The organism is Pseudoalteromonas sp. NBT06-2 (genome assembly GCF_002276045.1).
GTDB lineage: Bacteria > Pseudomonadota > Gammaproteobacteria > Enterobacterales > Alteromonadaceae > Pseudoalteromonas.
Genome location: NZ_NQMR01000004.1, coordinates 135,817 through 156,142 on the forward strand (window position 1 = coordinate 135,817; position 20,326 = coordinate 156,142).

Annotated in this window: 15 protein-coding genes and 1 pseudogene; 6 read left to right on the forward strand and 10 right to left on the reverse strand. The window is 35.2% G+C overall.

Going from position 1 to position 20,326, the window contains the following annotated elements; all coding sequences use genetic code 11:
* Positions 1-82: 82 nt before the first annotated feature.
* The 3 genes from CJF42_RS01590 to CJF42_RS01600 all read right to left on the reverse strand — a co-directional run bounded on the left by CJF42_RS01590 (position 83) and on the right by CJF42_RS01600 (position 6,010).
* The gene (locus CJF42_RS01590) at positions 83-2,617 is read right to left on the reverse strand and encodes a TonB-dependent receptor plug domain-containing protein (protein WP_095364983.1); all 2,535 of its coding nucleotides are present in this window, start codon (positions 2,615-2,617) and stop codon (positions 83-85) included.
* 421 nt (positions 2,618-3,038) lie between these two features.
* The gene (locus CJF42_RS01595) at positions 3,039-5,666 is read right to left on the reverse strand and encodes a TonB-dependent receptor plug domain-containing protein (protein ID WP_095364984.1); all 2,628 of its coding nucleotides are present in this window, start codon (positions 5,664-5,666) and stop codon (positions 3,039-3,041) included.
* 197 nt (positions 5,667-5,863) lie between these two features.
* Positions 5,864-6,010: an oxidoreductase-like domain-containing protein gene (locus CJF42_RS01600; RefSeq protein WP_095364985.1), complete on the reverse strand. Its 147-nt coding sequence runs from the start codon at positions 6,008-6,010 to the stop codon at positions 5,864-5,866.
* A gap of 114 nt (positions 6,011-6,124) precedes the next feature.
* Here CJF42_RS01600 and CJF42_RS01605 point away from each other — a divergent pair, with 114 nt between their 5' ends.
* Both CJF42_RS01605 and CJF42_RS01610 read left to right on the forward strand, forming a co-directional pair.
* Positions 6,125-6,499 (forward strand): hypothetical protein, encoded by a 375-nt coding sequence (locus CJF42_RS01605; protein ID WP_095364986.1) that lies wholly within the window; start codon positions 6,125-6,127, stop codon positions 6,497-6,499.
* 74 nt (positions 6,500-6,573) lie between these two features.
* The gene (locus tag CJF42_RS01610) at positions 6,574-7,938 is read left to right on the forward strand and encodes a leucyl aminopeptidase family protein (protein WP_095364987.1); all 1,365 of its coding nucleotides are present in this window, start codon (positions 6,574-6,576) and stop codon (positions 7,936-7,938) included.
* A 144-nt stretch (positions 7,939-8,082) separates the two neighbouring features.
* On the opposite strand, the gene CJF42_RS01615 is transcribed toward CJF42_RS01610, so the two are convergent.
* The 5 genes from CJF42_RS01615 to CJF42_RS01635 form a co-directional block, all read right to left on the reverse strand.
* Positions 8,083-9,153, reverse strand: coding sequence for a ketoacyl-ACP synthase III (locus CJF42_RS01615; RefSeq protein ID WP_095364988.1), 1,071 nt, complete (start codon positions 9,151-9,153; stop codon positions 8,083-8,085).
* Positions 9,154-9,256: 103 nt separating this feature from the next.
* Positions 9,257-9,496 (reverse strand): MotA/TolQ/ExbB proton channel family protein, encoded by a 240-nt coding sequence (locus CJF42_RS01620; RefSeq protein WP_095364989.1) that lies wholly within the window; start codon positions 9,494-9,496, stop codon positions 9,257-9,259.
* 8 nt (positions 9,497-9,504) lie between these two features.
* On the reverse strand, positions 9,505-9,753 hold the full coding sequence (locus tag CJF42_RS01625) for a MotA/TolQ/ExbB proton channel family protein (protein ID WP_170940430.1): 249 nt from the start codon (positions 9,751-9,753) through the stop codon (positions 9,505-9,507).
* Positions 9,754-9,819: 66 nt separating this feature from the next.
* Positions 9,820-10,032: a MotA/TolQ/ExbB proton channel family protein gene (locus CJF42_RS01630; protein WP_095364991.1), complete on the reverse strand. Its 213-nt coding sequence runs from the start codon at positions 10,030-10,032 to the stop codon at positions 9,820-9,822.
* Between the two features lie 9 nt (positions 10,033-10,041).
* A complete protein-coding gene (locus tag CJF42_RS01635; RefSeq protein ID WP_095364992.1) occupies positions 10,042-10,908 on the reverse strand; it encodes a flagellar motor protein MotB in 867 nt (288 codons plus the stop codon).
* Between the two features lie 165 nt (positions 10,909-11,073).
* On the opposite strand from CJF42_RS01635, the gene CJF42_RS01640 reads away from it, so the two are divergent.
* Positions 11,074-12,297, forward strand: coding sequence for a sensor histidine kinase (locus tag CJF42_RS01640; protein WP_095364993.1), 1,224 nt, complete (start codon positions 11,074-11,076; stop codon positions 12,295-12,297).
* A 17-nt stretch (positions 12,298-12,314) separates the two neighbouring features.
* Complete coding sequence (locus CJF42_RS01645; protein ID WP_095364994.1) at positions 12,315-12,842, forward strand: response regulator transcription factor; 528 nt, start codon at positions 12,315-12,317, stop codon at positions 12,840-12,842.
* 3 nt (positions 12,843-12,845) lie between these two features.
* Here CJF42_RS01645 and ppsR read toward each other — a convergent pair whose 3' ends face one another.
* A complete protein-coding gene (gene ppsR, locus CJF42_RS01650) occupies positions 12,846-13,655 on the reverse strand; it encodes a posphoenolpyruvate synthetase regulatory kinase/phosphorylase PpsR (RefSeq protein WP_095364995.1) in 810 nt (269 codons plus the stop codon).
* Between the two features lie 284 nt (positions 13,656-13,939).
* On the opposite strand from ppsR, the gene ppsA reads away from it, so the two are divergent.
* Together ppsA and ydiJ are read left to right on the forward strand one after the other, a co-directional pair.
* A complete protein-coding gene (gene ppsA / locus CJF42_RS01655) occupies positions 13,940-16,315 on the forward strand; it encodes a phosphoenolpyruvate synthase (protein WP_095364996.1) in 2,376 nt (791 codons plus the stop codon).
* A gap of 161 nt (positions 16,316-16,476) precedes the next feature.
* Positions 16,477-19,530, forward strand: coding sequence for a D-2-hydroxyglutarate dehydrogenase YdiJ (gene ydiJ, locus CJF42_RS01660; protein ID WP_095364997.1), 3,054 nt, complete (start codon positions 16,477-16,479; stop codon positions 19,528-19,530).
* Between the two features lie 42 nt (positions 19,531-19,572).
* On the opposite strand, the pseudogene CJF42_RS01665 reads toward ydiJ, so the two are convergent.
* Positions 19,573-20,313: pseudogene (locus CJF42_RS01665) on the reverse strand (tyrosine-type recombinase/integrase); the annotation flags it as partial.
* Positions 20,314-20,326 lie beyond the last annotated feature (13 nt).

Sequence of the window (20,326 nt, forward strand, 5' to 3'; positions counted from 1 at the left end):
TAAATTTTAAACTGAATAAAAATAAAGAGCCTTATCATTTGATAAGGCTCTTTAGCTTTAACTTTATTTCACTTTTATGTTTTTAGAAGTTATAAGTTGCTCTTACGTAGTATGAACCACCATTAAAACCAAAAGGAGAAGTTTCGTAATATTGAGCGCCTAACAAATCACCCGGTAATAAATCACCGCCATCTACAAAATCTGCAACTTCATCTGGGTATTTATCAAATAAGTTTTGAGCGCCAACGCTTACTGCGATATCTTCATTTACATGGTATGTCACGTCTAAATCAAAAGTTACTGCAGCATCAACATCATTAGCTGTTGAACTCCAATCAGCGTGTACACCTTGGAATTCACCAAAGTAATTGGCACGTGCTAACATAGAAACACTATCCCATGATTGTGTCCAAGCTAATGTGCCTTTATGCTTAGGGATGTCATTTTCAATACGTGATACTTTAAAATCTGTTGTTACCTGACCTTGGTTAGTAACTTCAGTTTTATTATAGTTATACGCTAAATTGAAGCTTGCATCTCCACCTAGTAATTGTGTGCGGTAGCCCGCCACAAAATCAACACCTGAAGTTTCAGTATCAAAGTCATTTGTAAAGAAACTGACTTTACCTTTACTTGCGTCATTAGGATCTACAGCAAATTTATCAGATTGTGAAATACGATCAGTTACATCAATTTTATATAAATCAACAGTGAAGTGGAAATCAGAAACATTCCAAACTGCACCAACTGCAAAACTCTCAGATTGCTCTGGTGTTAACTCACTTGCGCCTAGTGCAACAGCAATAGGATCATTTGAAGGAATAAGTGCAGAATCAATCAAAACACCGCCATCTAACGCCGTTTGAACGTTTCGATAGTTTTCTTGACCTACAGTTGGCGCTCTAAAACCAGTACTTACTGAACTTCTTAAAGAAAAATCATCAGTAAGGCTGTATTGTGCTGCAACTTTATAGTTGGTATCTGTACCAAAGCTATCGTAATCTTCATAGCGAATCGCATAGGCCATCATGAAATCTTCAGTATATTGCGCTTCAACATCGATATATAAAGCACTATTTGTACGAGACGATTTACCCGCTGCTTCTGGTTTAAAACCTGGAAAACCATTTGAACCAACACTGAAACCTTGAGTATATAAATCACCTTGTGCATAAGATTCAGCTTGGCCTGCAATTACTTCAAAACTTTCATCGCGATATTCAAAACCACCAGCAACAACTAAAGACTCCATTGAATTAACTTCAAGCTCTTTCACTAAATCGATATTTAATGCTGTTTCACGTTGAATATGAGAACCAGTATAAAAATCAGTTGGTGTTGCAGGACCTAAAGAAGCATTTACCGTGTCACGTAGCCAATAACCTGACTCATTCTTACCTGTAGATAAACTAATATCATAATCTATCTCGTTAAATTTACCTTTAATACCGGCTACAAATGAGCTATCTCTGATTTTACCGGTAAACTGTGGTGTAAAACCGCCTGGGAACATTTCATTAAAGCTGAAACAGTTAGGGTTTGCTGCCATTGCAAGGTACGCAGGATCGTCTAATACATTGTTATCCGTTACTGGTACTTCAGGACAGTTACCAGAACCATCTGATGTTAAATCACCAACTAGAATATTTCCATTTCCATCACCAAATACACCACCTCGATTTAACGGGTTACGGAAATAGTAACCACCTGTTACTTCGCGGTCTGAATAGTTACCAAAAGCATACGCTTGTGTATCGTTGTTAAGTTCAATGCCAGAATTTAAGAAAATAGTTAAATCGTCTTTAATTTTAGGAGAGCCCCATACTTGTGCTGGTGTGGCTACAAATGTATTACCTTCATTTATCATAGCTTGTGCATCAGGGCGTTGCACACTGCGATCTGTTGCATCGGCATTTTTGTATTGGAAGCTTAAATTTGCAAAACCATCATCAGTTAATGGTAAACCTATGTTTCCTGATACTTCAACTGATTGCCCATCACCTTCATAGTATTCACTTGTACGTGCTGTAATTGAACCGCCTTCATCACTATCATTGAGTACAAAGTTAATGACACCTGCGATTGCATCAGAGCCATATTGTGCTGCAGCACCATCACGCAAAATTTCAACTTGTTTTAATGCAATGCTTGGGATAACTGATATATCAGCACCATGTGCACCATCATTGATACCAGCACCTTGTAATGCGATAACAGAAGAGCGATGACGACGCTTACCATTTACTAAAATTAATGTGCTATCTGCAGGTAAACCACGCAGGTTAGCTGGGCGAATAAATGACGCTGCATCACTAATTGGATTTGTTTGAACCGAAAAAGCAGGCACTGTGCTTTTAAGCACTTCTAGCATATCTGTATTACCAGATTTGCTTAATTCATCAACACCTATAACATCAATTGGAACGGGAGAATCATCGATCGATCTTGGTGCACCACGCGTACCTACTACAGCTATTTTTTCAATGTTCGTGTCGGCTTTATTAGTCTGACCATCATCAGCCGCATAAACTGATTGTGATAATAATAAACCAGCGGTAGCTGTACTTGTCAATGCCAATTTAACGGCTTTATGTAGCACATTGTAATTATTTTTCATTGTATATCCCCAGATATATTTTATTTTTATAAATTTTGTGAGAGTAAACTCAGAGCTTTTTAAACTCTTATTTATCAATACAATTTATTTACATGATTATCAATCATTTATTTAATGTTTATAAAATGTAACTAAGCTGCAATGTAACAGACAGGTATAAATTAACTTTCCTCTATTAAATTTTAATAATTATTTACTTTTTTTGTTTTTAAACTGGTAATTAAACAGTAAGTTGTTGTAATTATTATGATTTTAACCATTCGAAATACTTATAAATAAAATTAGTTTCAGTTATGCTTTTATTTTTAAATATTGTGCTTGATGAAATTGCAAACAAAAATATTGGCACAAGGGATGTTCAAGGAGGTGTAAAAAAATAAGCCGGTGTATCATCACCGGCATAATTTATGAGGCGAGGTTTTTAAAAGTTATAAGTTAATTTTGCGTAGTAAAAACCACCGTTGTAATCAAATGGACCACTTTCATAATATTTGGCACCTAATTGACCATATGAACTTTGTGGTAATTCTTCAGCCTCTTGATCAAGGATATTATTACCCCCTATCGATAATGTAAATTGATCTGTCATGTAATAGCTTATTTCAGCATCTAAAGTAACTGCAGTGTCTGCGGTTTGATTCCAACCACCCGCACCCGCATCATCAGCATGTACAGCGAAGTATTCACCAAAATAATTGAACCGTATAAATGAACTTACTTCATCCCAATCTTGTGCTATTGTGAAGGTACCGCGATGATCTGGCATGCCTTCTTCCAAGCGGCGTACTTTGCCTAAATCTACCGTATCTGGATTAAATTTATCTACAGTTGTTTCATTCCAGTTATATGCCAAGCTAAATTTTGTACTGCCATTAAATAAGTCCATTGCATAATTTGCCACAAGATCAATCCCTTGTGTTGTTGTATCAAAATCATTAGCAAAATATGTTACTGCAGAAATCAATTCAGGATTAACAACTCCTAATGCTTCAAGCTCAGTATAGTCTTTAGCGAGTACATCTATTTGACTTGATTGGGCGATGCGATCGGTTACTTCAATGTTATAATAATCAGCAGTTAAAAATACTTCGCCTAAAGTGACCACTATACCCGCAGCATAACTTACGGACTCTTCAGGGTCTAACTCTTTACCTCCATAAAATGCTGAAAGAGGGGCTGTAGGAGGCGCTAAAAATGTTTGAATTAACTCTCCTTCAACGAGAGATGTCTGTGTATTAACCACATTTGCCTGACCAACGGTTGGAGCTCTAAAACCTGTACTGTGAGATGCTCTTAATGATAAATCATCTGTTACGGTATATTGAGCGGTAATTTTATAATTAATGGTAGAACCAAAAGAAGTGAAGTCTTCATATCTAATAGCCGTACCTATTAAAAAATCTTCAGTTAGATATGCTTCTAAGTCTACGTACGATGCAAAACTACGTCGTGTGTTTACACCCTGTGTTTCAGGGCCAAACCCTTTGAATCCGTGTGAACCAATATTAAAACCTTGATCCGCATAAGGTCCCGCTTTCCATGACGCTTCTTCACCTGATACTATCTCAAAGCTTTCTTCTCGCCACTCTAGACCTAAAGCAACATTAACAGGTTCATCCAAACCAAAGTCTATACCTTTAACCACATCGAAATTAAAACTTTTTTCTAACTGTATGTACTTTCCGGTATCAAATTCAGTAGGCGTTTCTAATCCCATAGAAGGATTAAGTGTATTTTTTAAGTTAAATGCAGATTCATTACGACCCACACTACCACTTAAATCGTAATACCATTCTTCAAAAAAACCTGAGCTAATTTCGCCTTTAGTACCTATCGCTAAAGAAGTATCAGTAATATTGCCGCCAAAGGCAGGAGTATAGCCACCAGGCATAATTTGATTCATCGAGAAACAATTAGGATCTGCAACCATAGCGGTATATGCAGCAGTATCTAACACATTTCCAACATTAGAAGGTACTAAAGAGGAGAGTCCATCACCACCCATCATAGTTTTAACGTATGCATTTGAAACAGAACAAGTCGGTACACCATCGTTTGCAAATCCTACATCACCAACTAATAGAGAACCACCACTATCTGTAGAAAATACGTTACCCCGATTATGTGGATTACGATAATAAAACCCACCTGTGACATCTCGTTCAGAGTAATTACCAAACATATAAAATTCTTTATCATTACCAACATCAAAGCCGACATTACCAAAAAATGTTACATCATCTTCAATTTCAGGGTTACCCCATATTTGAGCTGGACTGATCACAGAAGAATTCCCTGCATTAAAAAGGGCATCTGCATCAGGGCGCTGAACACTTCGGCTAGTTGCATCTGCTTTTTTAAACTGAAAACTTAAATTAGCAAAACCATTATCAGTGAAAGGCATACCAATATTACCGTCAACAATAACTTGATTGCCATCACTTTCAAAATACTCACCTGTTTTTACCGATATAGATCCTCCTTCAGAAGAATCTTTTAATACAAAATTCATCACTCCTGCAATCGCATCAGAACCATATTGTGCTGCGGCTCCGTCACGTAATACTTCAACTTGTTTAATCGCTATACTCGGAATAACGGATATATCAGGTCCTTGTGCGCCATCATTAACCCCACCACCTTGAAAGGCGATCACAGAGGCTCTATGGCGTCGCTTACCATTTAAAAGTACTAATGTACTATCAGAGGACAATCCCCTTAGGTTTACGGGACGAATAAGTGTCGCTGCATCACTAATAGGCTGTGCCCTTACATTAAATGATGGGATCGCACCAACTAACATTTCAAGCATATCACTGGAGCCATTTTTTCCTAGTTCATCTCCCCCGATAATATCAATTGGAACAGGTGAATCTGAAATGGAACGTGGTGCGGCCCTTGAACCTACAACAGCAATTTTTTCTATATTTTTATCAGCAACAACTTCGTCTCCTTCTGCGCTGGTTGCTGAGCTTGAATATAATAAACCAGTGGTAATTGTTAATCCCATACTGACGGCAATGCTTAAAGATGAATATTGAGTTTTCATTGTATATCCCAGATATAATTATTGTTAATACAAAAATGTTATGAACATCAAAGATATAAATAGGCTTATTTATATCTTTGCTAATGTCGCTAAAACATTCAGTCAATTAATATTAGAAGGGAATTGTTAATTTTTCCTCTATCTGTGAAAATTATTTAATAAACAAGGGTAAAGGAGGATTAAATGTGATATTTAATTTAATTATTTTCTTGCGCTTTTTTAGCTAACCGCCATTGCGATAATTGCTCGTGATAAGTATCCCATACACAAGGACAGCAACTACCGCCGCCGCAACAGTCATCATCTGATGGTCGTTCTGGTTTATTAGGTTCTTGATTTTTCATTATAATTTATTTGTAGGTTGTATAACTGCCAAAATATTACCATAAAGGTGTTTTTCTTACGATATTTAACACTTTAATTTGGCACTTATGAGTAGAGTGTGTGACAATTATGTGATGAAACTATATTTATTTATTCATAAAGCACCTATTCGAGTCGTAAAAATTAGCCTAAAACGAGCTAGATTACGATTACGTCGCTCTATGCTACAGTTAAAAATTGCTTTAGCTCAAGAAACGCTTGAAACAAAAGAAATGCTTATTATTTATAAGCGTTACACAAAAAAACAAGCCAGCTCAGAAGAATTAAAAATCGCAAATCAGCAGTTTTTAGATGTATTAAAAGGCTTAGGACTTGGTGTGTTTGCAGTTTTACCATTTGCTCCTATCACTATTCCAATAATCGTAAAATTAGGAAAAGTTGTCGGAGTTGATGTATTACCCAGTTCATTCAACTCCCCTAATTCAGACAATACTAAACAAAAAACATAATGCATTAAACTCATACCTTTAAAATAATTTAATTGTTATGATTAAGACAACTTAACTTATTTTTATGAGCTATTATGGAAAATTTTTATTGTGTTGGTGATAAAGGCACACCTTTATTTATTCTACCAACTTGTGAGTTTGACTCGTGGAAAATTCAACAATCAGATTTTATTCAATCTTGGCTAAACTCAACAAGTTTCTCCGGGATAGGACTTACACTAATTCCTGATAATAATACTGGAAATGTGTTGCAAGCAGTTTATTTCGTAGAAGATGTTAATGCTTTTTGGCAATGTGGTGACTTAGCTTCTTTATTACCTGAAGGTAAGTATCTTTTTAAGGGTCACGATAAACATAGAGATCTTGTTGCATTTGGTTGGGCATTGGGCGCTTATCAATTTGATTCATATAAAACAAACTCAAAAATTAAAGCTAAACTTGTCATTCCATGCCAGAAAGATTTAAAAAAATATTCTGACTTAGTTCAAGGTATCGTTTTGGTTAGAGATTTAGTGAATACACCTGCATGCGATATGATGCCTCAGCATTTAGCTGAAACAATGCAAGACTTAGCAAATAGCTTTGGCGGAGAGTTCAACCAATGGGTTGGTGATGAACTGTTAGAACATAACTATCCAACCATTCATATGGTGGGTCGTGCTAGTGAACATAAACCCAGATTAATTGATCTAAGCTGGGGTGACACCAATGCACCAAAAGTTACTCTAGTAGGTAAAGGAGTGTGTTTCGACTCAGGTGGTTTAGATTTAAAACCCGGTGCAGGTATGCGCTATATGAAAAAAGATATGGGCGGTGCGGCCCATGTAATTGGACTTGCGCATTTAATAATGGCATTTAATTTGCCTGTTAGATTACGTGTTTTAGTTCCTGCAGTTGAAAATGCAGTTTCAAACAATGCTTTTAGACCAGGAGATGTTATAAAAACACGTAAAGGCATTACTGTAGAAATAGATAATACGGATGCGGAAGGGCGCTTAGTATTATGTGATGCGCTGACAGAAGCACAAAATGATGAACCTGATTTACTGGTAGATTTTGCAACTTTAACAGGCGCATGCCGCGTTGCTCTAGGTACTGAGTTACCTGGCTTTTTTACAAATAATGATGCTGTTGCTGCGGGTCTAATTCAATCAGGTAAAAAAGTTGACGATCATGTTTGGCAGTTACCATTATATTCACCTTACAAGGATATGTTAAAAAGTAATATAGCTGATTTAACTAATTGTGCTATTTCTGGTTTTGGTGGCGCCATTACCGCAGCCCTATACTTACAGGAATTTGTTGAGCCACATACACCTTGGATACATTTTGATGTAATGGCATGGAATAATAGAAAGCTACCAGGGCGTCCTATAGGCGGTGAAGCATTTGGAGTTCGGGCAATGTTTGAATATATTCAATCAAGGTACACAGACTAACGATTCTTATATTAGGTCTTATTATTAAGACCTTTTTTGGACTAAAGAGAGTTAAAACGTGATCTGCCACTGACATTGCCGGGCATAGTGCCAAATTATCTTGACCACCACAATCAAGTAAGCACTTATAATGATTCGAGTGTTTTAGTTTTTACAGGCAATAATTGCTTGGCTGATTAGCTCTAATCCAGTTTGATTACAATCAGGTAAGGAAGCAGCACTGTCTCTTACAGGTGTAACTCGTTCTCCCCATTGAATATAACATGCAGCCCAAGTTAAACCAGCACCGAATGCGGCTGACATAATTTTAGAGTTAGGTTGAATTAAGCCTTGCTCAACCGCTTCACAAATAGCAATTGGGATTGTCGCTGCAGAAGTATTACCGTAGTTTTGTATGTTAACCATGACTTTATCATCGCTAACAGAAAGCTTTTGCTGAATAGCTTGTATAATTCTGAGGTTTGCTTGGTGTGGGATCAATACATTAATGTCATCTAGTGCTAGCTTAGCCTGTGCTAATACGTCGTCACATGCTTGCGCCATGCCTTTAACTGCACGCTTGAATACTTCTCTGCCTTCAAATAATAAATCTGAAGGTCCAACTGGTTTATCATATTTGTTAATATCAGTACCAAAGTTTGTAATATGTAGGATATCTCGATTACTGGTATCACATCCCGTTTTACTTGCTAATAGTCCAACTTGCTCTTCACATGCTTCAACTACAACAGCACCGGCACCATCACCAAATAAAACGGCACTATCTCGTCTAGACCAGTTCACATACCAAGTCATACGTTCAGCGCCGATGATCACTGCTTTTTTGATCATGCCTGCTTTAATTTGCGCTGTCGCACTTTGAAGGGCATACAAAAAACCTGAACATGCAGCATTGACATCACATGCTGCAGCGCCAGTTGCATTAATATTTTTTTGTACTAAAGATGCCGTATTTGCAACCAAAGTTGATGGACTACATGTTGCTAACAGCACTAAATCTATTTCATCACCACTGATCCCTGCACAATCCATTGCTTGTTGTGCGGCAACTGTTGCAAGTTCAGCAGTTGTAACATGACTAATTCTACGTTCAGAAATACCCGTTCTGGTTTTAATCCATTCGTCATTAGTATCAATAATAGTACTTAAGTCGTCATTTGATAGTTTTGCTGGTGGAATACATTTACCCCAACCTGTAATTTTTGCGTAGTTCATACCATGTTCCAAATTAAATTCATCTAATAGCAAGTCACTACTAGTGGTCTGATGACTTATATCAAAAATACACGTTTAAAACTACATTTTATATCAAAGAACGCTAATTTTTAATGGCTTTCTCAGTGCCCGGTGTCTGAATATTTTCACCTAAATAACTTGCAAGCATATCTAAAATCAATTTAGGGTTATCACCTCGAGAAATGTACATTATACCATCACGAACTAACATCATATGCTGTTTAATTTCATCAGCTCTTTCGCCAAGCTTATTAGCTAAAGGTCCGGTAAAACCATTAGCCAGAAGATCGCCGTATAATGTGGTTAATAATGCAACTGACATTAACGGACCTATACTTTTAGGATATCCATAGCAACTAACATCGCGACTAAGCCTATTAATGTTCCGGCCATTCCCATAGCAGGTGCTAATTCAGTAAAACTATTAAGTACTTTTATGGATTGATTATTTCTTTGACGAGTTTGTAAAATCTCTCGATTAAATGCAAATTCAATCGTCTCTGTATCATGACCATTGAGTAATAAATTCACACCTTTTTGTAAATATTCATCATCTAAAGGTTTATCTTCTATAGCCAAAACCCCTTTTTTTCTGGCTATTTCACTTAGCTCGACTAATTTATCTAAAGTTTCAAATAAATTGGGCTACTTACTACTAAAAGCTAACTTAATATTTGATATACCTTTAAAAAAATGAGTAATACGATAACTCAACATGACAGCGCCAAAGGTACCGCTTATAACAATAAATAATGAAGGCACATTCACAAATATCCCAGGTGAAGCACCACTCATCAAGATAGCAGAAACAATTGCCAATATAATAACGCCGACCCCTAAACCACTTGCCTTATCCACTAAACTTCCTTAATTGATTGATATAGTCTCCATTTCAGTAGGCTTACCTTGATTAATCGCGATTTCTACACGCCTGTTTTGACTTCTATTATAGGCACTGTTATTTTCTACTAATGGACGATTATCTGCTAATGCCTCCATTTTTATTCTTGAGGTATCAAAAGGAACATCTTTGAGTAACTCATTTAATACAGCTGCTGCTCGATTTGCCGATAAATCCCAATTATTGTGATAAAGCTCATTTGATACAGATAAATTATCTGTATGGCCTGATACCGTTATTTCACCTGGGATTTTATTTAATTCTTGTGTTATTCTGGCTAAAAGAGGCTTAAATTTTGGTTGTAGATAACTTGAACCTGATGCAAAAGAACCATTTTCTTTTAACCTAATAATCAGTTGTTGACCTAAAAGTTCAAACTCGATTAGTCCATCAGCAATTTCTTGTGCAAAAACCTCATCTAGCGCTACTTTGTATCTATCATTTTCCTTGGCATTTTTATCCTTAGAATCTTTCATTAGAAGATTATCTTCGGTGGCTGATTGTGTCTTTTGTTGCACAGTATTAATTGGAGTCGGTTCGGGTATTGCAGGAGAGAACTCTGATTTTATCACTGATGTCCCTTTAGGTATATCTTGAACTTTAATCAGGTTTTGAACACCAAAAGCCATTTTCATAGAGCCTGCTATTTGTTTAAATTTCACGACATCCATTTCTGAATATGACAATAGTAATACAAAAAAACACATTAATAACGACATTAAATCAGCGAATGTTGTCATCCAGCTTGGACTTCCTTTGGCTTTAATATCTTCAGTATCTTCAGTATCTTCAGTATCTTCAGTATCTTCAGTATCGTCAGTATCGTCAGTCATACATGACATTTATAAGTTAATAATTTAGCAGTTGATTTTGGGATAATAATTGAGTTTCATATTAGTTGCAATAATTTGAGAAGAATCAAACAACAAATACAATTATTTGATAAAATCTTACTCTATAAAATAAGCTGATAATATAAAAGGAATAGGGGGGGTAAAATGAAAGTATTTGATTTTCAGTCTACAACAGCGATTCAAAGGGTATTTTTACTCAGAACTATAGCAATAATTTTGCAATTATCTATTGTTATTGCTATTAATTTCATCATGTCAATGCAAATTGCATTACTACCTTTGCTAATTATCATTGCAATTGAAACACTATTTCATTTATTAAGTATTTTCTACTTTAAAAATAGACCCGTAGATCATAAAGCAATTTTAATTCAAATATTTGCGGATGTGACTTTTCTTACGATACTTATGTATTTTAGTGGCGGAGCAACAAATTCATTTGTTTCATTATTACTGATACCTATCGTAATTGCGGCGGTGAGTTTACCTACGCGATTTCTTCTTTTAATCTCTGTTAGTGCTGTATTAGCCTATACAGGCCTGTTAATTCAAATGCCAGTTCATACGATACATCATATGGATATGAGTAATCACTTTATAGGTATGTGGGCCAACTTTTTACTCTCTGTGATCCTCATTACTTTTGTGGTTGGCGCTATGGCAAACGCCATTACTAATCGAGAACGTCTTATTGCAGTACAAAGAGAAGATCAACTAAGAAAAGAGCAATTATTAGCACTTGGTGTTGCGTCATCACAAGTTACACATCAACTGGCATCTCCACTGGGGAACCTACAATTACTATTTGATGAACTAATAGAAGACTACCCAAACGATCAAGCTGTGTTGTCAATGAAAAAACCACTTAAGCAATGTACTGAGCAGTTGGGATACTTTCGAACCTTAGCGACATCAATTCGCGAAAATAAAAATGAAATTTATCTTATAGATGAATTATTAGAACAATTAAGAGATTGTGTTCAACTTAATTTTCCGAATATTAAATTAAATACAGTGGCTAGCTTGGCACTAAAAACACAACAAATTGAAACTGATGCAATGCTTTTACCAGCCTTATTGAATTTAGTTCAAAATGGCGTAAAAGCGAATGAAGATAATAGCAGTAATAAAATTGATTTAAATGTATATATAGAAGCTAACTATTTAAATATTGAGTTGCGAGATTATGGCAATGGCATTTCAGTAAAGCGAGCTTCATTAGGACAGAAATTAGTTAAAAGTGAAACTGGTTTAGGTATGGCTATATTATTATCAAACTCGACTTTAGAAAGACTAGGTGGCACGCTTAGGCTATATAACCATTCAGTACAAGGCGCAATAGCGCATGTCACTTTACCTATTATGTAAATTATTGGATTAAAAAAATGAAATTATTAATTATTGAAGATGATAAAGCGCTTTGTACCACGCTTAATCGTAGATTAACGAAACAAAATTTTGAATGTCACGAAGTTCACCAAGCAGATCAAGTATTACATAATTGTCACCTGATAAAACCAACACATATAATCTTAGATATGAAGTTAGCTAGTGATAATAGTTTAAATTTGATAAAACCTATCAGGGCTGCGTTACCCAATGTGAGATTATTACTATTGACTGGATTTGCAAGTATAGCGACAGCTGTTGAAGCAATGCGTTTAGGGGCTGATGATTATTTATCAAAACCAGCAGATACAAAAATGATTTTAAAGTCTCTGTTAGATGAGAGAGAAAAACCACAAGAGCAAGATTTTGAAATGCAAACAATGTCAACAGAGCGCTTAGAGTGGGAGCATATTCAGCAAGTTCTCAATTGTAATGAAGGAAATATATCTGCTACTGCAAGGCAATTAGGTATGCATAGAAGAACATTACAACGTAAGTTACAAAAAAAGCCAATTTTTCAATAAAATTCAATATTTACGTCTCTCTAAACCTGTTTCAGCCAATATTTTAGCAGAAATCTCTTCCACTGAATGTTGCGTTGAGTTTAAGTAGGGAATACGATTTGTTTTATATAACATTTCAACTTCACGTACTTCAATTCTGCATTGTCGAATTGACGCATATTTACTATTAGCTAATCTTTCATTTCGAATTGCAGCCAACCTCTCAGGTTTAATTGTTAAACCAAACATTTTTTTCTTGTGCGGTAATAATGATGGTGGAATTTTTAAATCATCCATATCATCATCAGTAAAAGGATAATTAGCCGCTTTAATCCCATATTGCAATGCTAAATATAAACTCGTAGGTGTTTTACCACTTCTACTGACACCAACAAGTATTATATCTGCTTCTTGGTAGTTTTTAAGATTTGCACCATCATCATTTGCAATTGCATAGTTGACGGCATCGATTCTAAAATCATAACTTTTTTCGTGCATACTATGTGTTCTATGGGTTCTAGGAACAGGCTCTACTTGAATTTCTTTTTCAATTTGGTCGCTAAAAACAGTTAAAAAATCATAGCAAACACCTTGAGATGAATTTATGATATCGGTTAACTCATGATCTACAAAAGTATAAAAAACCAATGGTTTTTCACCTTTCGAACTTATCGCTTTATCTATTTGGTTTTTAACTTCTAATGCTTTTTTCTTTGTCTCTACAAATGGAATTGTAATGTTTTTAAAATCGACAGGAAATAATGACAGTGTTGCGTGGCCAAAAACTTCAGCTGTAATTGCCGTACCATCAGAAATATAAAATGCTGTTCTCACCTGTTTAACCTCTAGTTTCTAAATACCTTGTTTTGTTAAGAATAATATACACTAAATTTTGAATATATATCTAAACAGTAAATATATATATCAAAATCACTTATTTGAGTATTTACCTGAACCTATTTAGCGGTGTAGAATTAAATAGACCTATTTGGAGGGTCTAATTCGTTAATATTGATAGTTGATACTATGTTGTGAGTTTTTATTGGAACGCAGTTCAACTAAAACAGGGTAAATAGCACTTAGTATCAATCATATAACCTGCTTTTGGAGATAGTTCAGTGCAAGAATCCGTTCTCTGGTATCAAGAACTTGGTATGCAAGATGTTCCTCGTGTTGGTGGTAAAAATGCCTCACTTGGTGAAATGATTTCTAACCTAGCAAACGCTGGTGTTCAAGTCCCAGGTGGATTTGCAACAACATCAGATGCTTTTAACGAGTTCCTGGAGCAATCGGGATTAAATGCTCGCATCTATAATGTACTAGATGATTTAGATGTTGATGATGTCAATAAATTAGCACAGGTTGGTGCAGATATTCGTCAATGGATCATAGATACACCATTTCATGAATCTTTTAATTCAGCAATAGAACAAGCCTATACAGAACTTTGTGGTGATGCTGAAGAAAATGCTTCATTCGCAGTCAGATCCTCTGCAACCGCAGAAGATATGCCTGATGCATCATTTGCAGGACAACAAGAAACCTTCTTAAATGTACGTGGCATTGATGCCGTAATGGTTGCAATTAAACATGTTTTTGCTTCATTATTTAATGACCGTGCCATATCTTATCGTGTTCATCAAGGTTATGACCATCGTGGTGTTGCATTATCTGCAGGTATACAGCGTATGGTGAGATCAGATAAAGCATCATCTGGTGTGATGTTTAGCATTGATACTGAATCTGGATTTGAAGATGTTGTATTTATTACCTCAAGTTACGGTTTAGGTGAAATGGTTGTACAAGGTGCAGTTAACCCAGATGAATTTTATGTGCATAAACCAACTTTAGCCGCTGGCAGACCAAGTGTTGTACGCAGAACCTTAGGTTCAAAAGCAATTGAAATGGTTTATTCAGATGATGAAGACCATGGCAAGCAAGTTGAGATCATTGATGTACAACAAAGTTTAAGCGATCAATTTTCAATCACTGATGACGAAGTACAAGAACTGGCAAAACAAGCTGTTATCATCGAAAAACATTATGGCCGTGCGATGGATATCGAATGGGCTAAAGATGGTAACGACGGTAAACTTTATATTGTTCAAGCCCGTCCAGAGACTGTTCGCTCTAACGAAGACGCGAATGTTATGGAGCGCTACAAATTAAATGAATCATCAAAAATAATTGTTGAAGGTCGTGCGATAGGTAATAAAATTGGTACCGGCACAGTAAGAGTGCTTGAGTCAATTGCACAAATGGATCAAGTCCAAGTTGGCGATGTTTTAGTAACTGATATGACAGATCCCGATTGGGAACCTATCATGAAACGTGCATCTGCGATTGTTACAAATCGTGGTGGCCGAACATGTCACGCTGCAATTATTGCACGTGAATTAGGTATTCCAGCAGTAGTAGGTTGTGGTAATGCAACTGACTTAATTAAAGAAAATGATGAAGTAACGGTTTCTTGTGCTGAAGGTGATACAGGCTTTATCTATCAAGGTAGATTAAAATTTGATGTGATTACCTCTCGTGTAGATGAAATGCCTGATTTGCCAATCAAAGTTATGATGAATGTTGGTAACCCAGATCGCGCTTTTGATTTTGCTCGTCTTCCTCATTCAGGTATCGGTTTAGCAAGATTAGAATTCATAATAAACCGCATGATAGGTGTTCATCCTAAAGCACTTATAAACTTTGCCGATCAGGATGATTCTGTAAAAGATGAAATAAAAGAAATGATGGCCGGCTATGAATCTCCGATTGAATTTTATGTGAGTAAATTAGTTGAAGGTATTGCGACTTTAGGTTGTGCATTTGCACCTGAAAAAGTAATTGTTCGTATGTCTGATTTCAAATCAAACGAATATGCAAATTTAGTCGGTGGCCAACAATACGAACCAGAAGAAGAAAACCCTATGATAGGTTTCCGTGGTGCTTCAAGATATATATCTGAAGATTTCCGCGATTGTTTTGCATTAGAATGTGAAGCAATAAAACGCGTTCGTAATGAGATGGGTTTAACTAACATTGAAATAATGATCCCATTTATAAGAACCGTTAATGAAGCAAAGCGCGTTATTGAACTGCTGGAAGAGCATGGTTTAAAGCGCGGTGAAAACGGTTTACGCATTATCATGATGTGTGAACTACCTTCTAATGCGCTATTAGCTGAAGAGTTTTTAGAACACTTTGATGGGTTTTCGATTGGTTCAAATGATTTAACTCAACTTACTTTAGGTTTAGATCGTGATTCAGGTTTAATAGCACATTTATTTGATGAACGTGATTTAGCCATTAAAAAGTTATTATCTATGGCTATAAAAACAGCAAAATCTAAAGGTAAATATGTGGGTATTTGTGGTCAGGGGCCGTCTGATCATGAAGACTTTGCGGCTTGGTTAGTAGAGCAGGGCATTGATTCAGTTTCTTTAAATCCTGATACTGTATTAAAAACTTGGTTATATTTAGCTGAACAGCACGGTAAATAATTCAGATAACATAAAATAAGGAGCTTAATAGCTCCTTATTTTATAAAAATATATAGTCATTATGAATATTTATAATAACGCGCAATAAGATGATCCTGGTTTTATCTTCAACGTGATATAATTACTTTTATCAATTATATTTCTATATTTTTCTAAATACAATGATAAAAAAATTATCGCTAACGGACACAATTTCTGATTTAACTAATCAATTTATTCAACAACTTAAGCATACTTTGTTTTCTGGTGAAATTGATATTTCGTTCGCTACGAGAATTGTATCCTCTACAGATAACAGTATTTATCAAGAAACACCACAGGCTGTTATATTCCCAAAAAATGCCCAAGATATACAAATTGCATGTGAATTATCTAATAAAGATTCATTTAAGTCTTTGTCGTTTGGTCCTCGTGGTGGTGGTACCGGTACTAATGGTCAATCATTAACGCCTGGTATCGTGCTTGATTTATCAAGGCATATGAGAAACATAATTGAAATCAATGTCGAAGAATCATGGGTGAAAGTTGAAGCGGGTGTAATTAAAGACCAACTTAATGATTTTTTAAAACCTTTAGGCTATTTTTTTGCCCCTGATTTATCAACAAGTAATCGTGCTACCATCGGAGGTATGGTTAATACTGATGCTTCAGGTCAAGGCTCATTAGTTTACGGTAAAACTAGTGATCATGTTTTAGCATTAGATGCAATTTTAGTTGATGGTACTGAACTTTCCACCGAAAAAATGTCACTTTCACAAGCGCAAAGTTTAGCAAATGAATCATCAAGTATCGGCCGACTTTACGACACTGTATTAAATATTGGCCTTGATAATAGGGCGCTGATCCTCGAAAAATTTCCAAGATTAAATCGTTTTTTAACGGGTTACGATCTAGAGAATATTTTTAATAATGAATTAACTGAATTTGACTTAGGGCGTGTACTGACAGGATCTGAAGGTTCATTGGCTATTATTACTCATGCAAAATTAAATATTACGCCAATTGCGAATTTCAAAACACTTATTAATATTAAATATGATAGTTTTGATTCTGCTTTAAGAAATTCCCCATTTTTAGTTAAAGCAAGAGCCACATCTGTAGAAACCGTTGATAGCAAAGTTTTAAACTTAGCCAAAGAAGATATTATTTGGCATTCTGTTTCTAAGTTAATTACCAATGTACCAGGTAAAGATATGCAAGGACTCAATATGGTTGAGTTCAACGGTGAAACACAACAAGAAATTGATGACAAAGTAAAAACATTATGCCTTAGATTAGATCAACTTATAACTGATCAACAAGCAGGGTTAATTGGTTATCAGCTGCTGACAAATAGTGATGACATATTAAAAATTTATGCAATGCGAAAAAAATCAGTTGGTTTACTTGGTAAAACTGCTAGTAGTAAAAAACCTTTAGCATTCGCAGAAGATACTGCTGTACCTCCTGAATATTTAGCAGATTATATACAAGAGTTTAGAAATTTATTAGATTCACATCATTTAGATTATGGCATGTTTGGACATGTTGATGCCGGTGTTTTACATGTCAGACCCGCACTTGATATGTCAGATCCTGAACAAGAAAAATTACTCAGAATAATATCTGATGAAGTTGTAAAACTCACAGCTAAATATGGTGGCTTGATGTGGGGAGAACATGGCAAAGGTTATCGTAGTGAATATGGCCCTGACTTTTTTGGCGCTACATTGTTTTCAAAATTAAGAGAAATAAAAACAGTATTTGATCCCTATAATAAATTAAATCCGGGTAAAATATGTACGCCAATAGCGAGTGATTCAAAGCTAGTAAGCGTTGATTCACAAAAAAGAGCATGGTTTGACAAAGAAATCCCAACCAATATAAAAAGCAGCTTTGAAAATGCGATGAACTGTAATGGTAATGGCTTATGCTTTAATTACGATGAAAAATCTCCTATGTGTCCTTCATATAAAGTGACTAAAGATAGACGATTCTCCCCTAAAGGTCGTGCGTCTCTTATGCGTGAATGGTTACGATTGCAAAGTAAAAATGGGGTTGATTTAATTGAAACTGAAAATAATATTAATAAGAAAACGAATGCCCTAACAGATATTAAAGCTTGGTTTGAAAAATTAAAGAATTCAAAAGCACAAATACTAGGTGAATATGATTTCTCTCATGAAGTAAAAGAATCAATGGAAGAATGTTTAGCATGTAAAGCTTGTACCACTGCATGTCCAATAAATGTTGATGTGCCAACTTTTAGATCGCGTTTTTTAAATTATTATCATGATGTTTATGCTCGACCATTAAAAGATTATTTTGTTGCAAATATTGAACAAACTGCACCTATCATGTCTAAGTTTTCAAAAGTAATAAATCCAATTTTGAAAATGAAACTAACAAAAAGTATTATTGAAAAAAAAATCGGTTATGTTGACACCCCATTACTAAGTGAACCTTCGCTTTCTTCACAAGTAAAATCAAAATTCGATTTTAATTTTGATAATTTAAAAAACTTAACTGATAAAGAGAAATCTAAAACAGTCTTAATTGTACAAGATCCTTTCACAAGTTTTTATGAAGCCGAGTTAGTTGTTAGTTTGATAACTTTAGTAGAAAAATTAAATTTAAAACCTGTGTTACTGCCATTTAAACCAAATGGCAAACCACAACACGTAAAAGGTTTTTTAAAAGCATTTACTAAAACTGCAAAGAACTCCGCAGAGTTTTTAAATGAAGTAAGCAGTTTAAATATCAAACTGATTGGATTAGATGCCTCTTTGGTTATGTGCTACAGAGACGAGTACAAAACTATTTTAAAGTCACAAAGAGGGGACTTTGAAGTTTTACTTGCCCACGAATGGTTGCAAGATCAAAAATTTCCACACGCAAAAAATATAAATGATAGAAACTTTATTTTAATTAATCATTGTACAGAAACGACTGCGCTACCTAATACGGTAAATGTTTGGAAAAATATTTTTGAACAATCCAACTTAGTATTAAATTCTGTAAATACCGGTTGTTGTGGTATGGCTGGTACTTATGGACACGAAGCAAAAAATCTAGATAATTCCCGCGCACTTTATGACATGAGTTGGAAACCAGTCATTGAAAATAATCAGAGACATACTATTTTAGCGACAGGGTTTTCTTGTCGAAGCCAAGTAAAAAGGTTTGAAGATTTTAAACCTAGGCATCCAATTGAATTACTAGCTGAAATACTTTAAATAGAAATGCGAACCTTAGGTTCGCATTTTATTTTTACAACTCTATAATTTTCTTTTTAATCCGGACTTAGCTCTTTCTTTAACATTAGTTTGAATATATATTTGATCTGTTGTGGCAATTTTTGAATGACCTAAATCTTCAGATAAATGTTTTAATGGGCGAGTTTGTGCATCATGAGTTGCACCTGTATGCCTTAACCAATGTGCAGTTGCTGCTTTTAATTGCTCTGCATCTTCAGTAAACCCGTCCCTAAATAATGAGTCTTGCGCCAAGTCAAAACTTTGTTGTACTAATCTTCGTAATTGGCGCACAGTCGGACCACCTTGGCCTCTTAACTTATGAATAATTGGATTAGATTCATCGGGACGAGGTAGGGGACTTAAACCTCTAAATATCCTATATCGTTTTAAATAATCTAAAAAATCATCAGATAAAGTAACATCTCTTAGTTTATTTCCTTTACCCATAATCCTTAAAAACCAAAAATTATCATTGTCTTGCCAAAAATCAGACATAACGGCCGACCATTGTGACCGCTCTGATAATTCTGAAATTCTTAAATACAATCCTTTTAGGCAAGCCAAAATAAATAAGTTCCTTTCTAATCTTTCATCTTTTTGACATTTATCTTTTGTTATACCTAAGACATATTCCCATTGAATATCACTTAAAGTATCAGGCATATTTATTTGAGATTGAACAACTAAATATGGGCTATTTTTTTTAACAACAGGTACATAATTAGTAAAAGTTTTTTCTTCCAATATTGCAAATGCATAATAACCTCAGCTTTGA